Origin of the sequence: Protofrankia sp. Cas8, from assembly GCF_963555845.1 — a bacterium.
GTDB lineage: Bacteria > Actinomycetota > Actinomycetes > Frankiales > Frankiaceae > Protofrankia.
Map to the genome: position 1 here is coordinate 1 of NZ_CAUVXI010000089.1, position 20,030 is coordinate 20,030.

Below are 20,030 nucleotides of genomic sequence, written 5' to 3' on the forward strand. Positions count from 1 at the left end.
CGGACTGCGTAAACCCCCAGTCCGCGATCGTCCGATCGTTCACGTGCGCGAACGGATTCTCCTCCGGATCCCCTGGACTCTCCAGATCCCCTGGACTCTCCAGATCCCCTGGGCTCTCCGGATCCCCCTCCGCTCCGGGGACGACCAGGAACCACTGAACCCCGCCGGCAGCATCCAGCAATGGATAGGCACACAGTGTCAGAATCAGGATTCGGCCGTTGCGGTGACGCACAGCGACCTGCCCGCTCCATCCCCGCTGCTCCGCCACGGCCAGACGCAAAGCGCCCGGAATGTCGGTGGCAAGGATGCCGACCCCGGACTTCCCGACGATCTCATCCGGCGAATAACCAAGCATCCGACCTGCAGGCGCGCTCCAGGCGATGACGGTGCCATGCGGATCAACCGCGGCTGTGGCCGCATCCACCACACCAAAAAAATCATCAATCCGACCGTCGACGGTCGGGCCACGTGTCTCCAGTGTCATCTATCTCGCTCTTCCCCCTCGCGCCCCGGTTAGAACCAGGAAATCGCGACCCATACCCGACAGCGGAAGCTGTGGTCAACCACCCGGGAAGCCGGAGTCGCCAAGAGTGAGCATGGCCTGACAGACCTCGGCCGGACACATCGGCGGCTCGGGCAACGAGCTGGCCCGTTCAGCACGAAAGGCGTCGAGCATGAGGCCGAGGTGACGTTGCCAGGCTCGGGGAGCGACGCTGCGGGTCGCCTGGATGATGCGGGTGTTGGCCCAGATGAGAATGGCGATGTCCTCCGCGGTGACATCGTCGCGCAGCGTGCCCTGCTGCTGGGCGCGGGCGATGATGCGGCAACTGAGGTCGTAGGCGCTGCTTCGAGCCTCCTCCAGCCGATTGGCCTTGGGCAGGTGCATCGAGGCCACGTCGTTAAAGCCGCGATCGTGGGCCTGGAGGCTGCACAACCGCTCCAGGTAGAAGGCGAAGCCGTCCCAGGCGTCAGGCATGGCCAATGCCTGCTCGCCGGCCTCAACCCAGGACCGCAACTTGTCGAGGAAGATTGACTCGATCAGGTCGATGCGCGTGGGGAGTCGATGCGCGTGGGGAAGTGCCGGTAGACGGTACCGATCGCCACACCGGCGCGCCGGGCGACAGCTTCCAACGATGCGTCGACGCCATGTTCGGCAAAGACGTCACGCGCAGCCAGTATGATCAAATCACGGTTACGCTGTGCGTCGCGACGCAGTATGCGCTCTCGACAATCTGAACGCGCCACATCAAGCATGGTTCCAGCCTATGGATGACCGTACCGTGGTGTTACGTGACACCAGCCAGCGTGTTGCGAGCCGGCTGCTTTCCGGATCACCCAGCGGAGGGCACCGCGATGAGATCCAGGTCGATCGCCTGGTGACGGGCGACCATTCCCTTCATCTTACTGACGCCGAACTCGTTTCGATCGATCCGGGTGACCGCATGGAACCGCACCTCACTGGCGGCCGGTGCCGCTGCGGTGATGGTCAGTTCCACCGGCCGGGAGACGCCATGGACGGTGAGGGTGCCGGGCACGACCCAGGCGCCGGATGCCTCCCGGATCCCGTCGGCCACGAACGTGATGTCCGGGTGAGTTGCGACGTCCAGAAAATCCTTTGTCCTGAGGTGGTCATCCCGCTTGCGGTTGGCGGTGTTGACGCTGTTCGCGTCGAGCACGGCGCGAACGCCGGACTTCTCGATCGGATCGGTGACGACCACCACGCCTTCACGAATGGCGACGGTGCCGACCGCTTTGGCAAGCCCGAACATACCGCGGGTGGTGAACCGCACGGTGGAGCGTTCAGGGTCGATGCGATAGGTGCCCGCGCGGGGTACCGCCACGTCCTGCGTCGATACCGACCGTTCTGCCATGGTCTTTCCTCCTGATGGCCTCAAGGCCGCCGGCCACGTAAAAAGCCCGGGGAAATCATCACGCCGTTGGCGAGCGGCATGTGCGTGATTTCGCAAGCTGCCAAACCGCCCACGATGAACGTTGTCAGCCTAACACGAACATGAGGTAGAGCTCGACTTATAGCAACGTGCAATAGGGAACGCGACGTCGCGGGGCCGGGGCACGCATCTCGCCACGTTGTCGTCGGTCGACACCCACGACCAGGGTGCCACCCTCCTCCGCCTCGCGATCTACGCACCCCAGTCCCGCTCCCTGATCCATACCCCTGTTGCCGGGCGCTCTTTGGGAACGATGTGAATCTGGTGTTGTGGCAGGAGCATCAGATTCACATCGTTAAGAGCCTGTTATGATCATCGGCTGTGACCGTCCCGCGCCAGCCACCAGTAGCCGCGCCAGATGATCAACACGGCGGACGGCCCGACCCGGCCCCGAAGCCCGACCCCGACCCCGACCCCGACGCAAGCGACCCCGGCGACGTCGTGATCGATGTCGCCGGGGTCGGGAAGACGTTCGTCCTACGCCGCCGGGCTGGCCGATTTCGCCGCGAACGGGTGAACGTGCCGGCCGTAGTCGATCTGACCTTTCGCATCCGGGCCGGGGAGATGGTCGGCTACCTGGGCCCAAACGGCGCCGGAAAGTCCACGACCATCAAGATGCTGATCGGGATTCTGGTACCCAGCACCGGTCTCTTACGTGTTGGTGGGCTCGACCCGTCGCGGCAGCGGATGGAGCTCGCGCGCCGAATCGGGGTCGTCTTCGGGCAGCGCACCACGCTCTGGTGGGACCTGCCGTTGCGCGACAGCTTCAACCTGCTTCGGCGTATCTACCGTGTTCCGCCGACCCGGTTCCGCGAGAACATCGACCGTTTCGTCGACCTCCTGGAACTGGCGCCGTTCCTTGACACTCCCGTCCGCCAGCTTTCACTCGGCCAGCGCATGCGGGGCGATCTCACCGCCGCGCTGCTGCACGACCCGGAAATCATCTATCTTGATGAACCGACAATCGGGCTCGATGTCGTGTCCAAGGCCGCGGTACGCGGGTTCCTGACCGACATCAACCGTGAACACGGGACAACGGTGCTGCTCACGACCCACGACATGACCGACATCGAGCAGCTGTGCCGGCGGGTGCTGGTCATCGATCACGGCCGACTCGGCTTCGACGGACTGTTGACCGACCTGCGCGCCCAGATCGGTGGAGAACGCACCCTGGTCGTCGACCTTGCCGGGCCACACCCGCCGATCGACATCGCCGGTGCCCGCGTGGTGAGGATCGACGGGCCACGCCAGTGGTTGGCGTTCCCCGCAGCCGCGAGCGCGGCGCCGCTGGTCGCCGCGGTGGCCAGCAGATACCCCCTGATCGACCTGTCGATTCGCGAGCCTGCGATCGAGGACATCATCGCCGAGCTCTACACGTCGGGCGCGGGCGGGCCGCCGCTGCCCCGCCAGGCCGGCTCACGATGACAGCCCACCTCGCCACTTACCTCACCGTCGCCCGATGCAGCGCCCGCCGCTACGCCGGCTATCGGGCCGCGACCGCAGCCGGGGCGTTCACCAACACGGTTTTCGGGATCATCCGTGCCTACGTACTGCTCCAGGTGTGGCACCAGCGACCCGGCCTTGGTGGGTACGACACCGCCGGCGTGGTCACGTTCGTCTTCCTCGGGCAAGCACTGATCACATCCATGGCGCTGTTCGGCGGTGGGATCGAGCTGCCCGAACGCATTCGGTCCGGCGCCGTGGCCATGGACATGGCCAGACCGGTCAGCTTCCAGACCTGGTGGCTGGCGGCCGACGCCGGCCGCGGCGCCGTCCAGCTACTCGTCCGCGGAGTGCCTCCGATCGCGGTCGCCGCAGTTCTGTTCGACCTGCGTATCCCCACCGGTCCAGGCATCTGGGGGCTGTTCGCCGTGTCCCTCGTGTTGGGCTTCCTGGTCAGCTTCGGGCTGCGCTACCTGATCGCCCTCGCCTCGTTCTGGCTTCTCGACCAGCGAGGTCTGGAAAGTGCCTACAGCCTGTGCACGGTGTTCTTCTCCGGCGTCGCCGTTCCTCTTGCCATCATGCCCGGGGCGCTGCGGGTCCTGGCCCAGGCACTACCGTTCGCCGCCATGATGCAGGTGCCGGCGGACGTGTTCCTGGGCAGTCGGACAGACGTCTCGATGCTCACGGAGCTCGCCTTCCAGGCCGGGTGGGCCGCCGTGCTCCTCGCGACCGGCCGGCTTCTCACCACCCGAGCCACCCGGAAGCTGGTGATCCAGGGTGGCTGACGTCGCCAAGGCCGACGCCACAGCCACAGCCGGTACTGGTACTGGTACTGGTACTGGTACTGGTACTGCATACCGTAACCGCTTTGAAGCGGTGCGCCATTATTGTCTGTTCGCCACCATGTGGACGCAGGCGGCCTGGCAGTACCGTGCGTCGGTGGCGCTGCTGGCGGTGGGGCAGTTTCTCTCGACCGGCCTTGACCTCGCGGTGATCGGGGTGCTGTTCGCGAACGTGCCGCGGCTCGCCGACTTCGACTTCACCGAGGTGGCCTTCCTGTATGGAACGTCCTCCACTTCGTTCGCCCTGTCCAACATGCTGTTCGGGTCGATGGAGCGCATCGGCGAGCGCATCCGGGACGGCAGCCTGGATGTGATGCTCGTCCGGCCGGTCGGACTGCTCGTACAGGTCGCCACGGACGGCTTTTCGCCGCGTCGACTCGGCGGCCTCGCCCAGGGCTTCGGGGTACTCGGGCTTGCGATCGCCGGGCTGGATGTTGCGTGGAACCCCGGCCGGGTGCTGCTGGTAGCCGTGATGGTGATATCCGGCGTCGGCCTGTTCAGCGCGATCTGGATCGCCGGCGCGGCGTTCCAGTTCGTCGTCCAGCAGGCGGCGGAGGCGATGAACGCGGTCACCTACGGCGGAAACTTCCTGACCCAGTACCCGATGTCCCTGTATGGACGACACGGCATGCAGACGCTGACCTTCATCGTCCCGCTGGCGTTCCTGAACTGGCAACCTGCCCTGTACGTACTCGCGAAGCCGGACCCGCTCGGTCTGCCGACCGCGTTCCGGTTCGCCTCGCCGCTGGTCGCTGGTGCCGGGCTCGTGCTCGCCACCGCCGCCTGGCGCACCGGTCTGCGCCACTATCGCTCCACCGGTAGCTGATCATCCGATCAGCGGCGATGGTAGACTCAAACCATGATCACAACCATTGACGTGGCAGGCCGACTGGTAGTGCCCAAAGCCCTGCGCGAGCGCATGGGCCTGAAACCAGGCACCCAGATCGAGGTTGAAGAACGCAACGGCGAACTCACGTTGCGGCCGGTCGGGCCGAGGGCCGTCGCCGTCGAACGGGACGGCCGTACCGTGCTCACGACCGGTACACCCACCCCACTCCTAGAGCACGAAGACCTACTTCGCATGATCGACGAGTCGCGCGGATGGCCTCGTTGATCACAACAGCCGATACGAGTGTGATCGTGCCAGCCCTTGCAGACTGGCATCCCGAACACAAGAGGTCACTCGATCTCGTACGGAACGTCCGGCAGCTACCCGGACATGTTCTGATCGAGACGGTTTCCGTGCTCACCAAGCTTCAGCGCGGGGTCGCCACCCCGGCTGCCGACGTCGTGCTTGCGCTGACGCAGGACTTTCCTGACGAACCACTCGTACTCAGCCCGGCCGAGTACCGGCGGCTCCTCACCACCTTCGCCGCCACCGGGATCACAGGCGGGCAGGTGTACGACGCCTTAGTGGGGATGAGCGCCGCGGCTGCCGGTGCACGCTTGTTGACAGCTGACCGCCGTGCCCTGCCCACCTATGCCGCAGTGGGAGCCACCGCGGAACTCGTCTTCTGATCACTGCGCGCCGAACGGACCGCACGCTCGGTCAGCGCCCCGAACAGCAGGCCGATCGTGGTCCACAGCGACACCTGAATCGCCAGGGATGCGATGCGGAACCGCCACAGCACATCGGCGGGAAATCCCTGCGGGGTCTCGTGGACCTGTGGCAGGAGGTAACAGGCCAACCCGACGATCACCAGAGCACCGGCCATGGCGAGCAACGCCGCATCCCAGGCACCGAACCTCGCCGCGAGCCGGCGAGCCGTCACAGCGCCACCGATGACCACTGCCAGCGAGATCAGCATCATCGTGAAGTACAGGCTTGTGCGCTCACCGATGGTGTCGGGATTACCGATGGACGGCGGGTTGGCCGGATACTTCAGATCGGGCAGCAGGTACATTCCCATGAAGCCCGCGAGCGCCACCAGCGCCGCCGTCCCCCGCGCACCCAGGCCACCGAGACGGCCCTGCACACCGGCGTAGGCGAGAGCGAAGAGCCCGCCGATTGCGACGCCGAACACCAACAGGCCGGTGAACAGGCCGATGGTGCTCTGCACGTTTCGGGACACCAGATTCATTGCCTGCACGCCGTCGGCGGCGTCCCGCGCCGACTCGAAGGCGATCGCGTGGCCGACCTCGCTCTCCCCGAGGAGCTTGGCGACGACGAAGGCACACCCGGCTGCGAGCGCGCCGACCAGCATCCCACGGATCAGCAGTGCGCGAACCATCACCGGCCCCGCTCAGTGACAGGCGAAACCGAGCAGGTGACGGGCATCGTGTACGAACTCGTGGATGTAACTACCGCCCACGAGCGACACGGCGCCCTGTTCCGCACCGACGAAGTACAGCAGCAGCAGCGCCAGGACCGAACCGAAGAGCGCAAATGGGGCCAGCTCGGTCAGGGGGATCGTCGGCAGCGCCGGCCGGGCGGCCGGCGCATCGCCAGCCGCTGGATACGCCATTGCATGGGCCATTGCGGGACCTCCACAGGAATCACGCGTTCCACTCGGCAGGGCATGTCCGGCGATGGGTCTGGCTTCCGACGTCGCTCCTTGGGCGGGCCGGTCACAGTGGCGCGACCGTGCCGGATTCACACCGGCTTCCACCGCTCGGACACCAATGAGACAACCAGCAATCAACCCCTCGCGTCAAGCAGTACCGGTTACGCATCTCACCGGGTACTCAGAGGACCAGCTGGGCCGAAGGGCTACTGGCCGCCCGCCGTCAACTGTGGACAGCCCTCACCTGTAGACCGATGCCGCGACCGGGATGGCCGGATCGAGGTTCTGAAGGGGGACCACCCGCCGACCCAGTGGCGCGATGGCCAGCGGAATCATCTTGAACGACGCTACGCCGAACGGGATCCCGATGATCGTCAAACAGAGCACCACGCCGAAGATCAAATGTCCGAGGACGAGCCACCAGCCGGCGATCAGGAACCACAGCAGGTTGACCAGGAAGAGCACGACGGGAGCCTCGCCGGGCTGGTCGACCACGACCCGGCCGAACGGCCAGACGACGTAGCCCGCCAACCTGAACGCCGCGACCCCGAACGGGATCGTCACGATCAGCAGGCAGCACACGATGCCGGCAAGGAGATAGCCGAGCGCCAGCTCGAACCCGGCGAACAACAGCCACAGAATGTTTCCGATTATCCGCACGCCCGCTACCTACCCGCCTGAGCGGTCACGATCCCGAGTCACGCTCGACCCAGATCCGGCGGGACTGGATCGCCGGCATCTCGCGGACCTCACGACCCTCCACGCCCCGACCCCTTCGACAAGGGCCTCGCCGGCACGCCCAACCCCGACATTCAGGTATATCCATATGTTCGGCTAATTCAGGACCTTCGTCCTGTTTTCTGCTACCCTCACGGGTAGTAACCTGACCGGGACGGAGGACGCGGGATGCATGCTCCACGCCCTGCAACGCCGCGTCCCCGTTGCCGGCCGCGCTGGGCAGCACCGCTCCCATCCGTTCCGGAGATTCTTCCCGAACGGCACTCGACGCATCCTGGATTTGACCGATCGACAGGAGGAGCAACACGGTGAACAACGAGAAGGCCGAAGACCAGCCGCTGCACGTGCAGGGCCGGGACGCGGTCATCGCCGGTGCCGCTGGAGTACGGTGGCGCGACGGCGAGCCGCCCGACTATCATCTGTCGAAAGAGACGATGCCCCAGGAGCGTACCCACGAACACGCCAAGGGCTCCCTGGCCGACATCGTCGAGCGCGTGGTTCAGGTCTTCGAAATGGAGGTCTCCCACAAGAAAGATCCGGCCCAATGGGTCAGTATGGTCACCGATCAGTTCCGTACCCGCGTCAACGGCGGTCCCTGGGCAAACAGTCAGGACCTTGTCGAAAGAGGCAGCTACAACATCCTCATCGGCGAGAACCCCTATTACTCGGCGAGCGACGAGACGTTCGAGTCCTCCCATCAAATCTTCCTCAAGGCCCTTCCGGGCGGCTTCTTCTGGGAGGTCCTGGAGGTCTACTCGCCACCGCCTATGATCACTTTTAAATGGCGCCACTGGGGTACCTTCAGCGGACCGTACAAGGGGTTCGAGCCAACCGGCGAACGCGTCGAGATGTTCGGGGTCAGCGTGGCGCGTGTCGCTGACGACCTCAGACTGCTCGAAGTCGAACACTTCTACGACAACACCGGCTTCCTCGGCCAGCTAGCCGGCACACGCTCCGCGTGAGATCGGGGGCGCGGCTCTCCGCCACGTCAGCCGCGCCAACCAACAGACCAACAGACCAACAGCAGGAGCCGCCAGGAACAGGCTGAGAGCGCCCGGCCAGAACGTCAACGTGTGACCGGGAGATAGCTCCAGCCACGTTGTACGAAGGTGGGACGCCGGACGGGGGTCCCAGCGAAAGAAAGCGCGGGAAAGCGCGCCATCAGGCTGCGCACGGCTATCGCCAGCTCCACCCGGGCCAGCGGCGCCCCAACGCAGAAGTGGACGCCACCGCCGAAGGCGACGTGCGGATTCGGTTCCCGGCCGACATCGAACTCGTCGGCCCGCTCGAAAACCTCAGGGTCACGGTTGGCCGAACCGAGCAGAGCCGCGATCCGCTCCCCCGTCCGCACGACCACTCCCCCAATCTCCACGTCGGCCATGGCGGTCCGTTCGAAAAGGTGCAGTGGCGAGTCGAAGCGGAGGAACTCCTCGGCTGCGGTGGCGGCCAGTTCCGCCGGCCGCTCAATCAGCCGCCGCTGCTGCTCGGGGTGGCTCAGCAACGCGACCATGCCGTTGCCGAGGCAGTTGACGCTGGCCTCGTGCCCGGCGTTGAGCAGTACCACGACCGTGGCAACCAGCTCGTCCTCGGTCAACCGGTCGCCCTCCTGCTCCGCCTGGACGAGATGGGTGATCAGGTCGTCGTGCGGACGGCGGAGGCGTTCGGTGGCAAGGGCGCGCACGTAGGCGCCGAACTGGGCGGCCGCCTCCCGGGCCGCGGCCTCCTGCGCGGGACTGCGCTCGTATTCGTTCATCTTCACCAGATCCGCCGACCACGGGCGCAGCAGATGCCGGTCGCTGTCGGGAATACCGAGCAGCTCGGCGATGACCATCACCGGCAGTGGTTCGGCGAACTCGCTGATCAGGTCGAAGGGTTGCCCGTCCGCCGTTCTCATCGCGACGCCGTCGAGCAGGACCTGGCACAGCTCGTGGATGTGCGGCCGCAGTCGCTCGATGTTGCCGCGGGCGAAGGCCTTGCCCAGTAGCCCGCGCAACCGGGTGTGCTTGGGTGGCTCACATCCCAGGACGGACTCCCGCTCCAGCTTGTTGAAGCCGACCCAGAGGTCCTCGGGCAGGCGTGGCTGGTAGATCCGGCCCAGCCCGCGGTGACGCACCACCGCGTCGGCGTCACGGTACCTGGCCGCCAGCCACATCCCGAGCTCGTCGCTCCACACCGGGCGGCCGGCCGCCCGAAGCTCGGCGAAGACCGGGTACGGGTCACGGACAAGATCAGGACTACGTGGGTCAAAGCGACCTGCGTGACCATCGACCCGAAGGGACGGGACCACCGCGCGCTCCATTCCGTGGCGGACACCCCCACCCCACCATGGAACCAGTACAGCTCGGCGCGCAGCAGGCAGACCCGGCCCTATCCTGCGGCGCGGCCTGCGTGGTTGATCACGTCAACCATATTCGATCATGGCTGTTTGCGCGCACCCGGAGGCCTTTTGATCAGCTAGCCCGGCCAAAGGGTGCGCGATCATGGCTTTTTCGCGCACCCGGAGGCCCCAGTGCAGCTAGCCCGGCCAAAGGGTGCGCGATCATGGCCTTTTCGCGCACCCGGAGGCCCAGTGCAGCTAGCCCAGCGTGCGTAGCCAGTTGGCGAGCAGGTGGATACCGGCATCGCCGGACTTCTCCGGATGAAACTGGGTGGCGCACAGGGGACCTCGCTCCACGGCGGCGGCAAAAGGCTCACCGTGCTCGGCCACGGTGTCCCCGGGCTCCGCCTTGGCCGCATACGAGTGGACGAAGTAGAACCGCGTGTCCGCCGGCAGCCCGTCGAACAGCACCGTGTCGGGCGGCGGGGCCACCGTGTTCCACCCCATGTGCGGAAGGATCGGCGCGTCCAGACGCCGAACCTCCCCCGTGAGCACGCCGAGGCCGGGAGTCCGCACCCCGTGCTCATCCCCCAGGTCGTAGAGGACCTGCATGCCCACGCAGATCCCGAGAACCGGCTGCCCGCGGGCGATCCGTCCGCGGATGACGGCCGCCCCGCCGACCGCGGCGATCCCGGCCATACATGCGGCAAAGGCACCCACCCCGGGCACCACGAGCCCGTCCGCGGCCCCGCCTGCGGCCGGGTCGGCGCTCACCGTCACGGCTGCGCCGATCCGGGCGAGTGCCCGCTGCGCACTGCGCAGGTTCCCCGATCCGTAGTCCAGGACGACCACCCGCGGACCGGTCACAGCACACCTTTGGTGGACGGCACACCCGCCACCCGCCCGTCGAGCGCGACCGCGTCCCGCAGCGCCCGTGCCACCGCCTTGAACTGCGCCTCGACCACGTGGTGGGCGTTGCGGCCCGACACCACCCGCACGTGCAACGCGATCCGCGCGGACGCCGCTATCGACTCGAACACGTGGCGGGTCAGCGTCGTGTCGTAGGTGCCAATGAGCTCGATCAACTCCGGCTCGACGACCACGCAGTACGGCCGGCCGGAGAGGTCCACCGCCGCCTGCACCAACGCTTCGTCCAGCGGTACCAGCGCGTCACCGAACCGCCGGATCCCGGTCTTGTCGCCGAGTGCCTCGCGCAGCGCCTCACCGAACGCGATCGAGGTGTCCTCGACCGTGTGGTGGGCGTCGACGTGCAGGTCGCCGCGGGTGCGCACGGTCAGGTCGAAGCCGCCGTGCTTGCCGAGCTGGCTGACCATGTGATCAAAAAACGGGACGTCGGTGAACGACGACGACACGCCGGTGCCGTCGAGGTCCAGCTCGACGACGACATGTGATTCCAAGGTCTTGCGTTCGATCCGAGCGGTGCGGCCCATGGTCGTCATTCCTTCCCGGAATCCGGCGGCTGAAGATCGGAACGCGCCGGCGTCATGACCGCGCCGAGGTCATCGAGCAGGGTCGGTGTCATAGCAGGGTCGGTGTCAAAGCGGGGTCGGTGTCATCGCGGGATCGGTGTCATAGCAGGGTCGGCCAGCAGGACGCGGGTGGCGGCGAGGAATGCGTCGATCTCACCGGGCAGCCCGGCGGTGACCCGCAACCAGCCGGGTAGGCCGACATCCCGGACGAGGACGCCCGCGTCGAGCAGTGCCTGCCACATGCCGCGCTGATCGGGGAACCGTCCGAACAGCACGAAGTTCGCGTCGCTGGGAGCCACCGCGCAACCGAGCCCGGTCAGCTCGGTCACGATCCGGTCCCGTTGCGCCTTCACCGCCTCGACGGTGCCGAGCAGCTCGTCGGCATGCGCGAGCGCCGTACGCGCGACCGCCTGGGTGAAGGTCGACAGATGGTAGGGCAGCCGCACCAGCTGCAATGCGTCGATGACAGCCGGCTGCGCGGCGAGGTAACCGACCCGGGCGCCGGCGAGCGCGAACGCCTTGCTCATCGTCCGTGTCACCACCAGCCGCGGCGCTGCCGGCAGCAGTGTGAGCGCGCTGGGGACCCCGGCCCGCCGGAACTCCGCGTAGGCCTCGTCCACGACGACCATGCCGGTGCCCGTCTCGCTGACGGCCGCACACGCGGCGGTCACCACCTCGGTCGGCAGCGCGGTGCCGGTGGGGTTGTTCGGTGACGTGAGGAAGACCAGGGACGGCCGATGCCGGTGGATCGCCTGCGCCACCGCGGCCGGAGCGAGGGTGAAGTCGGCTTCGCGGGGCTCACCGACCCAGCCGGTCGCGGTTGCCATCGCGATGAGCCGGTGCATCGAATAGGAGGGCTCGAATCCGAGCGCGACCCGCCCGGGGCCGCCGAAGGCCTGGCACAGCTGCTGGAGCACCTCATTCGACCCGTTGGCCGCCCACACCTGATCGGTCCGCAGCCCGAAGCCGGCGTCCGAGGTCAGGTAGTAGGCGAGGTCCGCGCGAAGCGCCTCGGCCTGGCGGTCGGGGTACCGGTTGGCCTCGGTGGCCGCGAGCGCCGCGGCCTTGCCCATGGCGTCGACCAGACCGGCGGACGGCGGGTGCGGGTTCTCGTTGGTGTTGAGCAGCACCGGAACGTCGAGCTGCGGGGCGCCGTAGGGCACCTGGCCGCGTAGGTCGTCACGCAACGGCAACTCGTCAAGCGTCAGCGGGCGCGTCGTGCGCACCCGACCCGCAGCCAACGACCGGCCGGACACGGGATCAGGCTCTGCCATCGGATGGTCTGCAACCGGATTGGCGGTCATCGCACGCGCACCTCCACCGCGTCGACGTGGGCGATAAGATCTTCAGCTCCGCCGAGCGCGGCAACCCGCGGAGCCACCTGGACGAGCGCGTCCCGATCACACTCCACCACGTGGACCTGCCGTTGGAACGCCGATACCGAAAGTCCGCCGCTGTGCCGGGCGGTACCGCCGGTCGGCAGGACATGGTTGGACCCGGCGAGATAGTCACCGAGCGAAACCGGAGCCCACGGCCCGACGAACACCGCTCCGGCGTTGCGGACCCGGGCGGCGACCGCGGCGGCGTCCGCCGTCTGGATCTCCAGGTGTTCCGCGGCCCAGGCGTTCACCACCGCCAGACCCGCGTCGGTGTCGGCGACCAGTACGACCACGCCCTGGCCGGTCAGCGCGGCCTCCACCCGCTCGCGGTGGCGGGTCGCCGGCACCTGCTTGGCAAGCTCGATCTCGACCGCGTCGGCCAGCTCGGTGGACGCGGTGACCAGCATGCAGGCGGCCATCGGATCGTGCTCGGCCTGCGCGATGAGATCAGCCGCGACGTGGGCGGGATCCGCGGTGTCGTCGGCGAGGATCGCCACCTCGGTCGGGCCGGCTTCGGCGTCCACCCCGACCAGCCCACGCAGCAGGCGCTTTGCCGCGGTCACGTAGATGTTGCCGGGGCCCGTCACGACGTCCACCGCCGGGCAACTGGCCGTGCCGTGTGCGAACATCGCGATCGCCTGCGCACCACCGGCGGCATAGACCTCGTCCACGCCCAACATGGCGCAGGCTGCGAGAATCGTCGGATGCGGAAGTCCACCGCATTCGACCTGAGGTGGCGAGGCCAGTGCGATCGAACCGACGCCGGCCTCCTGCGCCGGTACCGTGTTCATCACCACGCTGCTCGGGTAGGCGACCCGCCCACCCGGCACGTACAACCCCACCCGCTCCACCGGGAGCCAGCGCTCGGTGACCCGGGTCCCCACGGCGACGTCGATCGTCAACGACTCGCGGCGCTGGGCACGATGGACGAGCCGGCAGCGGCGGATCGCCTCGGTCAGCGCATCGCGGACGCGCGGGTCGAGCCGGTCGAGCGCGTCGGTGAGCGCGTCGGGCGCAACCCGCACCGCGGCCGGGCGGACCCCGTCGAACCGCTCGCCCGCATCGAGGACCGCCGCATCACCGCGGTCACGCACGTCAGCACAGACGGGGCGGACCGCGTCGAGGGCGGCTTCGACATCGAGCGCCGCGCGGGGCAGCAGCCCGCGCAGCGCTGGAGCCGACGGCAGGCCCGCGCGCAGATCGAGCGTTCTCAGCACGACGACGAGAGTATCCGTACCCGCACGAGGCGCGCCGGTCTTCGTGCGACCGGCGATAGAGCGCCCGGCAAGAGGGGCGCTCTTGGGGACGCGGCGTCACGGGGCAGCGCTGGTGCCCGAGCGCGTGCGTACCTGGGAGGGTGGGAAAGCGACAGTGGGAGAGAAACGTGAAGATGGGAAGGTGACGGCGGAAAAGTGACAGCCCACGGCACTACGGAGAGCGGACGGGCCTTCGACCGGCTTGAGAACCTCGTCGCCGACTACGGGGCGCAGGCGCGCCCACTTCGGCGGGTCGTCGCGCTGCTGACCGAACGGCCGTGGACCATCGGCGATCTCGTCCGGGCCTCGGGCGTGGCCCGCCGTACCGTCGAAGAGGTGCTCGCCTGCCTCACCGGTGACCTGCGCGAAGGCACGGCGACATCCAGCGGCACGGCGACATCCAGCGGCGCTGCCGGCGCTGTCATGATTTCACCGCAGCTGGTGGCCGCGTATCGTGACCGGTTCGGTTTCGACGAGCTCGGACGCACCGCGCTCAGCGATCCGCTCGCGGCGCGCCTCACCGCGCACCGCGCGCTGGTGGACACCATGGACGATCTCGTGGCCGCGGCACCGCCGTCGCGCATCGACCTCGACCACGTCCCGGCAACCGGGGAGACCGCGGCCCGGCGCGCGTTGTGGATGGACTCCACCTACGATCTCACCCGAGCGCACCTGCTGTGTATCGGCGATCATGATCTCACCTCGCTGGCCGCCTGCATCCTCGTGCCGGGACTGTCGGTGACCGTCGTCGACCTCGACGAGCGGCTGCTGGAGTTCATCGACGCCCAGTCCCGGGACAGGGGTCTCGACATCCGCTGCCTGTTCGCCGACCTGCGTTTCGGGCTGCCGGCCGTGACCGAGTCCTGGGCAGATCTGATCTTCACCGATCCGCCGTACACCCCCGAGGGCGTGACTCTCTTCCTGCACCGGGGGCTGGCCGGCCTGCGCGACACCCGACGTGGGCGGCTGCTGCTCGCCTACGGACACAGCGACCTGCATCCGGCGCTCGGGTGGAAGGTGCAACGTGCCGTCAGCGATCTTCACCTCACGGTTGAGGCGATCATGGCGGACTTCAACGGTTACGACGGCGCAGAGGCGGTAGGCGCGACCAGCGACCTGTACGTGTGCCGGCCGACCGCGACGACATGGCGGCAGCTGGCCGGTGCGACCCCAGGTTCCCGGGGCCGCGCCGCGATCTACACCCGGGGCCGCCATGCGGTGGAGAGCGCGGCGGACGCGGGGCCCTCGCCCGCGGCCGCCCAGGAACTGCTGGCCACTGCCGCGATCGGCCTCGACGGTGGCCGGCTGGTGTTCCTCGGCGACGGCGCCCCGGACACCTCCCCCGCGGGACCCGCCCATGTCCGGCTCGCCACGGCACTGCGTGGCGGCCTGCCGAAGTCGCTCAGTGGACGCAGACGAGTACAGGTGGCCGCCGACCTGAGCGCCGACCCGGGACCGTGGCTCGCCCGCACGCTGCTCGCGGTCAACGCCGACCGGCTCGTCGCTCTCATCCCTGTTGATCATTCCGACCTGGTGAACCCCGAGTGTTTTCACGCGCTGGGCGCGCTGTTCGCGCCGAAATGGCGCCTGTGCTGGCGGCGGCTTCCCCATGATCGACTGGCTCTGCTCGAGGCCGTCCCGATCGAGGCCGCCCCGCTGAGCACGGGGGAAGGCATAGTCCGCTGGCTGTTCGATCGGCCCCATGGAAAGGTCGGCAACGTCTGGACGGAGGCTCTGACCCGAGACCCGACGACCCAGAACCCGACGACCCAGGACCCGACGACCCGAGACCCGACCCGGGGCGCCGGCTGCACACTGAGCAAGAAGGACGCCCGAGCCGCCGTCGAGGCAGCCGTGGCCGATCCGGGCCTGCTCGCCGCAACGCTGATGGACCTACCCCGCCACCAGATCACGCGGATCGCGCGGATCGCGGCCCAGGTCGGTCGCCCGAGCGCCGCCGCGCGAACTCCGACAGTCGGGTGAACTCCGGCAGTCGGGTGAACTCCGGCAGTCGGGTGAACTCCGGCAGTCGGATGAATTCCAGCAGTCGAGTGGGATAAGAGCGCCCAGGAACCCAGCAACCTCACAGGTTGTGTTCAGCATCGCTGAAGTCCCGTTGCCCACCATCGATGTCAGAGCGCCGGCATGGCCGAGCGCGGACACGGAGGGCAGCCCATGAGCTTGACGATGCTGGGGCCAGCTGAATATCTGGAGTCATCCGACGGCGCCGCCCCGGACGCACAGCCGCCTACCGACGCACAGCCACCCACGCCACCGGCCCCGTCCGCCGTCCATCCGAAGGCGCCCCGTCTGTGGTGGCGGGACATGGCAGGTCTGTCCGCGGCTGCGAGCATGGTCATCGTCGTGGCCCTGTGGCTCGCGCACGGGGGTATCGCCGACCTCACCGGGAGCAGCGGCATACTGACCGGGCTCGGCCGGCTCACCGGCTTGGTCGCCGCGGACCTGCTGCTCATCCAGGTGTTGCTGATGGCGCGGATTCCCTGGGTGGAGCGCAGCTACGGCCAGGATGAGCTCACCCGGCGTCATCGTCTCGTCGGATTCACCTCCTTCAACCTGATGCTCGCCCACATCGTGCTGATCATTTTGGGCTATGCGGCGGCGGCCCGGACGGGCCTGGTGGCGCAGACCTGGGACCTGATCACCAACTACCCCGGCATGCTGCTGGCGACGGCCGGGTCCGCGATGCTGGTGATGGTCGTCGTGACCTCGGTGCGCGCGGCGCGACGGCGGCTGCGCTACGAGTCCTGGCACCTGCTGCACCTGTACGCCTACCTCGGGGTGGGCCTGTCCATCCCACACGAGCTGTGGACCGGCGCGGACTTCACCTCGACCCCGTGGGCCAGGGTGTACTGGTGGACGATCTACGCGGCCGCGGCTGGCGCTGTCATCGTCTTCCGTCTCGGCCTGCCGGCGTTGCGCACCTGGCGGCACAGCCTCGTCGTTGATCGGGTCGTCGCCGAGGCACCCGCCGTGGTGTCCCTGCACCTGCGCGGCCAGGCGATCGAACGGCTGGGCGCGAGTGCCGGGCAGTTCTTCATCTGGCGGTTCATGACCGGACCCGGCTGGTCCCGTGGCCATCCCTACTCGCTGTCCGCGCCGGCACACCCGCGCTGGCTGCGGATCACCGTGAAGGACCTCGGTGACGGCAGCGCCGCGCTCGCCAACGTGCGACCCGGCAGTCGGGTACACATCGAGGGTCCCTACGGCCGGCTCACCGGCGCCGTCCGCCAACGACGCCGCGTGACGATGATGGCGTCGGGCATCGGCGTCACCCCGATCCGGGCGCTGCTGGAGGAACTCGACTACTCCCCCGGCGAGGCGACGCTGATCTACCGGGCCGCTACCGAGGAAGACCTGATCTTTCGGGACGAACTGGACGTGCTGGCCGCGATGCGCGGCATCCGCGTCATCTACCTGCCCGGGCATCGTTCGCCGGACCGCTCGTCATGGCTGCCGGAACGCTTCTCCCACCTGCTGGACGACGACGCGCTGCGGCAGATCGTGCCTGACATCGCCGACCACGATGTGTTCATCTGTGGGCCCGACGCCTGGATGGACGCCGTGCGGGACGCGGCGCTGCTGGCCGGAGTCCCGTCAGAACAGTTGCACATGGAACGGTTTAGCTGGTGACCAGCCTGCGGCGGAGCACCGGACCCGCCGGGACGATCGTCCCCTCTCCCCTGGCCGCACCATCCCGACCGCAACCGCGTCAGCCCCAGAAGGGACTCCGACATGCGCCGCATCGTGGTAGCCATCGCCTCGACCGTCGCGGGCCTCGTACTGTTGTTCAGCTACCGCACCAGCACCAGCACCGGTGCCACCGTGGCCTCGGCCGCGGCGGTCAGTACCGGCGACTCCGCCACGACGTCCGACAGCGGCTCCGTGTCCACCGCCGTGTCCACCGCCGGTGCCACCGCCGGGTCCACATCCGGGTCCACATCCGGCGGATCGACAGCTACGACCGGATCCGCGGTCAACACCAGGTGGGGTGTCGTCCAGGTACGGATCACCGTCGCGGCCGGCCGGATCGTCAGCGCCGAGACCGTGCAGCTACCGGATCACAACCCACGCGACATTGAGATCAACAGGGTCGCCGTCCCCGTCCTCAACTCCGAGACCGTCGCCTCCCAGAGCGCGAAGATCGACGTGGTCAGCGGCGCGACCGTCACCAGCGACGGCTACATCCGCTCGCTGCAGTCCGCCATTGACGCGGCGCACCTGTCATGACGGCGTGGGTGGCGGGGTCGATGTCCCGCCGAGCCTGGATCGAACAGATCATGGGGATGCCCGTCAGCCTGCACCTGCGGGGACCGCGGGCGCACGGCGACCCCGAGGTCGAACGCATCGTCGCGGAGGTCTTCGCTGAGCTGCGGATGGTCGACGCGCTGTTCAGTACCTACCGCGCCGACAGCGAGATCATGATGTTGAACCGGGGCGAGCTGGCGCTGAGTGGCTGCGACCGTCTCGTCCAGGAGGTCGCGGACCTCTGCGCCGACGCCACCGAACGCACCGACGGCTACTTCAGCGCACAGTTGCCTGCGCCTGATGCCGGCGCAGTGACAGGGGCAGGGGCAGAGGCAGGGGCCGGCCGCCGCTGGTTCGACCCGTCCGGCCTGGTCAAGGGCTGGGTGGTCGAGCGTGCCGCGGCGAGATTGGCGGCGATCGACGGCCACGACCACTACCTGAGCGCCGGCGGTGACATCGCCGCTCATGTGGACGACCCGGTATCCCCGGCCTGGAATGTCGGAATCTGCGACCCCCTCGACAGCACGCGTGTGCTCGCCACCCTGCCCGTCCGCTGCGGTGGGGTGGCGACGTCGGGCAGCGCGGCGCGTGGTGCGCACATCGTGAACCCGAGGACCGGCCGGCCTGCTGGTTCGGACCTGTTGGCGGTGACTGTGACGGGCCCGTCGCTGATGTGGGCGGACGTGTACGCGACCGCCGCGTTTGCCCGTGGCGCCGATGCGCTGGCGTGGCTCACGAGCCTGGACCGGACCGAAGCGCTGGTGGTCACCGCGGACGGCACCCACCGAAGCACGCCCGGGTTCGGCCGCCGCGACCGAGTAGCCTCGCACACCTGACAAACCACGAACACCTGATAGAACCCGAGTATCCGATGACGGCCGACCGTCCGGCAAAGGCCGAGGCGGTCGGCAAAGGCCGAGGCGGTCGGCAACCACGGTGGCGCCCGCGGTGAACGCCCACTGCGGCGCTGATCCATGCATCCGGGAGAATCCGTGACCAGCAGCTCCGCCCGCCTGCACCACCGCGCCGACGGTCCGACGTCCGGCCCGCCGGTGCTACTCGGCCCGTCGCTGGGCACCACCCTGCATGTCTGGGACGAGCTCGTCCCGATGCTCGCCCGTCGCCACCGGGTGCTCCGGTTCGACCTGCCAGGGCATGGCGGCACCGCCGCGGACGTCGTCCCGGCCAAAGCAAGCACTGCCGCGGCCGTCGTCCCGGCCGGAGTGAGCATGGCCGCGCTCGCCGACCTGGTCCTGGAGCTCGCCGACGGGTACGGCTACGCCCGCTTCGCCTATGCGGGGATCTCTCTGGGCGGTGCCATCGGCGCCCACCTGGGCGTCCACCATCCTGACCGGCTGACCGCCCTGGCTCTGGTCTGCTCGTCAGCCCGTTTCGGTGAACCGCAGGGCTGGCACGAGCGTATCGCCGTCATCGGCGAGCAGGGGATGGCACCTATGGTGGCGCGCGGCGCCGAGCCCTGGTTCGCCCCAGGCTTTGTGCAGCGGGCACCGGAACGGGTCCGCGGCCTGCTCGCCGACCTCGCGACCGTGGATCCAGTAGGCTATGCGGCCTGCTGCGCGGCGCTGGGCGGCTTCGACTTACGCGCGGATCTCGGCCGCATCAGCGCGCCCACGCTTGTCGTCGCCGGCCTTGAGGACATCGCGACCCCGCCCACGCATGCCCGGGAGCTCGCCGACGGCATTCCCGGGGCCACGCTCGTGGAGCTCGCCCAGGCCGGGCACCTGGCCGTCATCGAGCAGCCGGCCGCCGTCAGCCAAGCGCTGACCGCACACTTCGAGGCCCGGGACTCGACGGCGCGCTAAGCTTGATTTTTAACCTCGGGCTT

The 20,030-nt window shown here is 68.3% G+C and carries 23 protein-coding genes and 1 riboswitch; of the genes, 11 read left to right on the forward strand and 12 right to left on the reverse strand.

Features of this window, described 5'->3' with window-relative positions; all coding sequences use genetic code 11:
- The 4 genes from U9977_RS14340 to U9977_RS14355 all read right to left on the reverse strand — a co-directional run.
- Positions 1-484 (reverse strand): PAS domain-containing protein (locus tag U9977_RS14340; RefSeq protein WP_322749748.1); only part of this gene is annotated, 484 nt, incomplete at its 3' end.
- 75 nt (positions 485-559) lie between these two features.
- A complete protein-coding gene (locus U9977_RS14345) occupies positions 560-976 on the reverse strand; it encodes a TetR/AcrR family transcriptional regulator (RefSeq protein ID WP_322749749.1) in 417 nt (138 codons plus the stop codon).
- Between the two features lie 62 nt (positions 977-1,038).
- A complete protein-coding gene (locus U9977_RS14350; protein WP_322749750.1) occupies positions 1,039-1,254 on the reverse strand; it encodes a helix-turn-helix domain-containing protein in 216 nt (71 codons plus the stop codon).
- Between the two features lie 77 nt (positions 1,255-1,331).
- Positions 1,332-1,871 carry a YceI family protein gene (locus U9977_RS14355; RefSeq protein WP_322749751.1) on the reverse strand — a complete coding sequence of 180 codons (540 nt, stop codon included), beginning with the start codon at positions 1,869-1,871 and terminating at the stop codon, positions 1,332-1,334.
- A gap of 399 nt (positions 1,872-2,270) precedes the next feature.
- On the opposite strand from U9977_RS14355, the gene U9977_RS14360 reads away from it, so the two are divergent.
- The 5 genes from U9977_RS14360 (at position 2,271) to U9977_RS14380 (ending at position 5,752) form a co-directional block, all read left to right on the forward strand.
- Positions 2,271-3,374 carry an ABC transporter ATP-binding protein gene (locus U9977_RS14360; RefSeq protein WP_416210612.1) on the forward strand — a complete coding sequence of 368 codons (1,104 nt, stop codon included), beginning with the start codon at positions 2,271-2,273 and terminating at the stop codon, positions 3,372-3,374.
- Positions 3,371-4,177 carry an ABC transporter permease gene (locus U9977_RS14365; protein WP_322749752.1) on the forward strand — a complete coding sequence of 269 codons (807 nt, stop codon included), beginning with the start codon at positions 3,371-3,373 and terminating at the stop codon, positions 4,175-4,177. Before U9977_RS14360 ends, U9977_RS14365 begins: the two co-directional genes overlap by 4 nt.
- 118 nt (positions 4,178-4,295) lie before the next feature.
- A complete protein-coding gene (locus U9977_RS14370; RefSeq protein WP_322749753.1) occupies positions 4,296-5,060 on the forward strand; it encodes an ABC transporter permease in 765 nt (254 codons plus the stop codon).
- A 33-nt stretch (positions 5,061-5,093) separates the two neighbouring features.
- Entirely contained in the window at positions 5,094-5,348 is a 255-nt protein-coding gene (locus U9977_RS14375; protein ID WP_322749754.1) for an AbrB/MazE/SpoVT family DNA-binding domain-containing protein, read from the forward strand.
- Positions 5,336-5,752: a PIN domain-containing protein gene (locus U9977_RS14380; RefSeq protein ID WP_322749755.1), complete on the forward strand. Its 417-nt coding sequence runs from the start codon at positions 5,336-5,338 to the stop codon at positions 5,750-5,752. The genes U9977_RS14375 and U9977_RS14380 overlap by 13 nt, the downstream gene beginning before the upstream one ends.
- Here U9977_RS14380 and U9977_RS14385 read toward each other — a convergent pair.
- The 3 genes from U9977_RS14385 to U9977_RS14395 all read right to left on the reverse strand — a co-directional run bounded on the left by U9977_RS14385 (position 5,713) and on the right by U9977_RS14395 (position 7,398).
- The gene (locus U9977_RS14385) at positions 5,713-6,465 is read right to left on the reverse strand and encodes a CbtA family protein (RefSeq protein WP_322749756.1); all 753 of its coding nucleotides are present in this window, start codon (positions 6,463-6,465) and stop codon (positions 5,713-5,715) included. The genes U9977_RS14380 and U9977_RS14385 overlap by 40 nt on opposite strands.
- A 12-nt stretch (positions 6,466-6,477) precedes the next feature.
- Positions 6,478-6,699, reverse strand: a complete 222-nt coding sequence (locus U9977_RS14390) for a CbtB domain-containing protein (RefSeq protein ID WP_416210613.1) — start codon at positions 6,697-6,699, stop codon at positions 6,478-6,480.
- A 49-nt stretch (positions 6,700-6,748) separates the two neighbouring features.
- A riboswitch (cobalamin riboswitch) is annotated at positions 6,749-6,873 on the reverse strand.
- A gap of 105 nt (positions 6,874-6,978) precedes the next feature.
- Positions 6,979-7,398 (reverse strand): YccF domain-containing protein, encoded by a 420-nt coding sequence (locus U9977_RS14395; RefSeq protein ID WP_322749758.1) that lies wholly within the window; start codon positions 7,396-7,398, stop codon positions 6,979-6,981.
- 386 nt (positions 7,399-7,784) lie between these two features.
- On the opposite strand from U9977_RS14395, the gene U9977_RS14400 reads away from it, so the two are divergent.
- On the forward strand, positions 7,785-8,438 hold the full coding sequence (locus U9977_RS14400) for a SnoaL-like polyketide cyclase (protein WP_322749759.1): 654 nt from the start codon (positions 7,785-7,787) through the stop codon (positions 8,436-8,438).
- Between the two features lie 104 nt (positions 8,439-8,542).
- On the opposite strand, the gene U9977_RS14405 is transcribed toward U9977_RS14400, so the two are convergent.
- From U9977_RS14405 to hisD, 5 genes are all read right to left on the reverse strand, one after another.
- Positions 8,543-9,763 carry a cytochrome P450 gene (locus U9977_RS14405; protein WP_322749760.1) on the reverse strand — a complete coding sequence of 407 codons (1,221 nt, stop codon included), beginning with the start codon at positions 9,761-9,763 and terminating at the stop codon, positions 8,543-8,545.
- Between the two features lie 288 nt (positions 9,764-10,051).
- Positions 10,052-10,660, reverse strand: coding sequence for an imidazole glycerol phosphate synthase subunit HisH (hisH, locus tag U9977_RS14410; RefSeq protein WP_322749761.1), 609 nt, complete (start codon positions 10,658-10,660; stop codon positions 10,052-10,054).
- Entirely contained in the window at positions 10,657-11,244 is a 588-nt protein-coding gene (gene hisB / locus U9977_RS14415) for an imidazoleglycerol-phosphate dehydratase HisB (protein ID WP_322749762.1), read from the reverse strand. Before hisB ends, hisH begins: the two co-directional genes overlap by 4 nt.
- 122 nt (positions 11,245-11,366) lie before the next feature.
- The gene (locus U9977_RS14420; RefSeq protein ID WP_322749770.1) at positions 11,367-12,557 is read right to left on the reverse strand and encodes a histidinol-phosphate transaminase; all 1,191 of its coding nucleotides are present in this window, start codon (positions 12,555-12,557) and stop codon (positions 11,367-11,369) included.
- 26 nt (positions 12,558-12,583) lie between these two features.
- A complete protein-coding gene (hisD, locus tag U9977_RS14425) occupies positions 12,584-13,879 on the reverse strand; it encodes a histidinol dehydrogenase (RefSeq protein ID WP_322749763.1) in 1,296 nt (431 codons plus the stop codon).
- Between the two features lie 195 nt (positions 13,880-14,074).
- Here hisD and U9977_RS14430 point away from each other — a divergent pair, with 195 nt between their 5' ends.
- From U9977_RS14430 to U9977_RS14450, 5 genes are all read left to right on the forward strand, one after another.
- Positions 14,075-15,901, forward strand: coding sequence for a bis-aminopropyl spermidine synthase family protein (locus U9977_RS14430; protein ID WP_322749764.1), 1,827 nt, complete (start codon positions 14,075-14,077; stop codon positions 15,899-15,901).
- Between the two features lie 342 nt (positions 15,902-16,243).
- Positions 16,244-17,569, forward strand: coding sequence for a ferric reductase-like transmembrane domain-containing protein (locus U9977_RS14435; RefSeq protein WP_416210614.1), 1,326 nt, complete (start codon positions 16,244-16,246; stop codon positions 17,567-17,569).
- Between the two features lie 102 nt (positions 17,570-17,671).
- Positions 17,672-18,166, forward strand: coding sequence for an FMN-binding protein (locus U9977_RS14440; RefSeq protein ID WP_322749766.1), 495 nt, complete (start codon positions 17,672-17,674; stop codon positions 18,164-18,166).
- Positions 18,163-19,020, forward strand: coding sequence for an FAD:protein FMN transferase (locus U9977_RS14445; protein WP_322749767.1), 858 nt, complete (start codon positions 18,163-18,165; stop codon positions 19,018-19,020). The genes U9977_RS14440 and U9977_RS14445 overlap by 4 nt, the downstream gene beginning before the upstream one ends.
- A gap of 156 nt (positions 19,021-19,176) precedes the next feature.
- A complete protein-coding gene (locus U9977_RS14450) occupies positions 19,177-20,007 on the forward strand; it encodes an alpha/beta fold hydrolase (protein ID WP_322749768.1) in 831 nt (276 codons plus the stop codon).
- Positions 20,008-20,030: the final 23 nt, after the last annotated feature.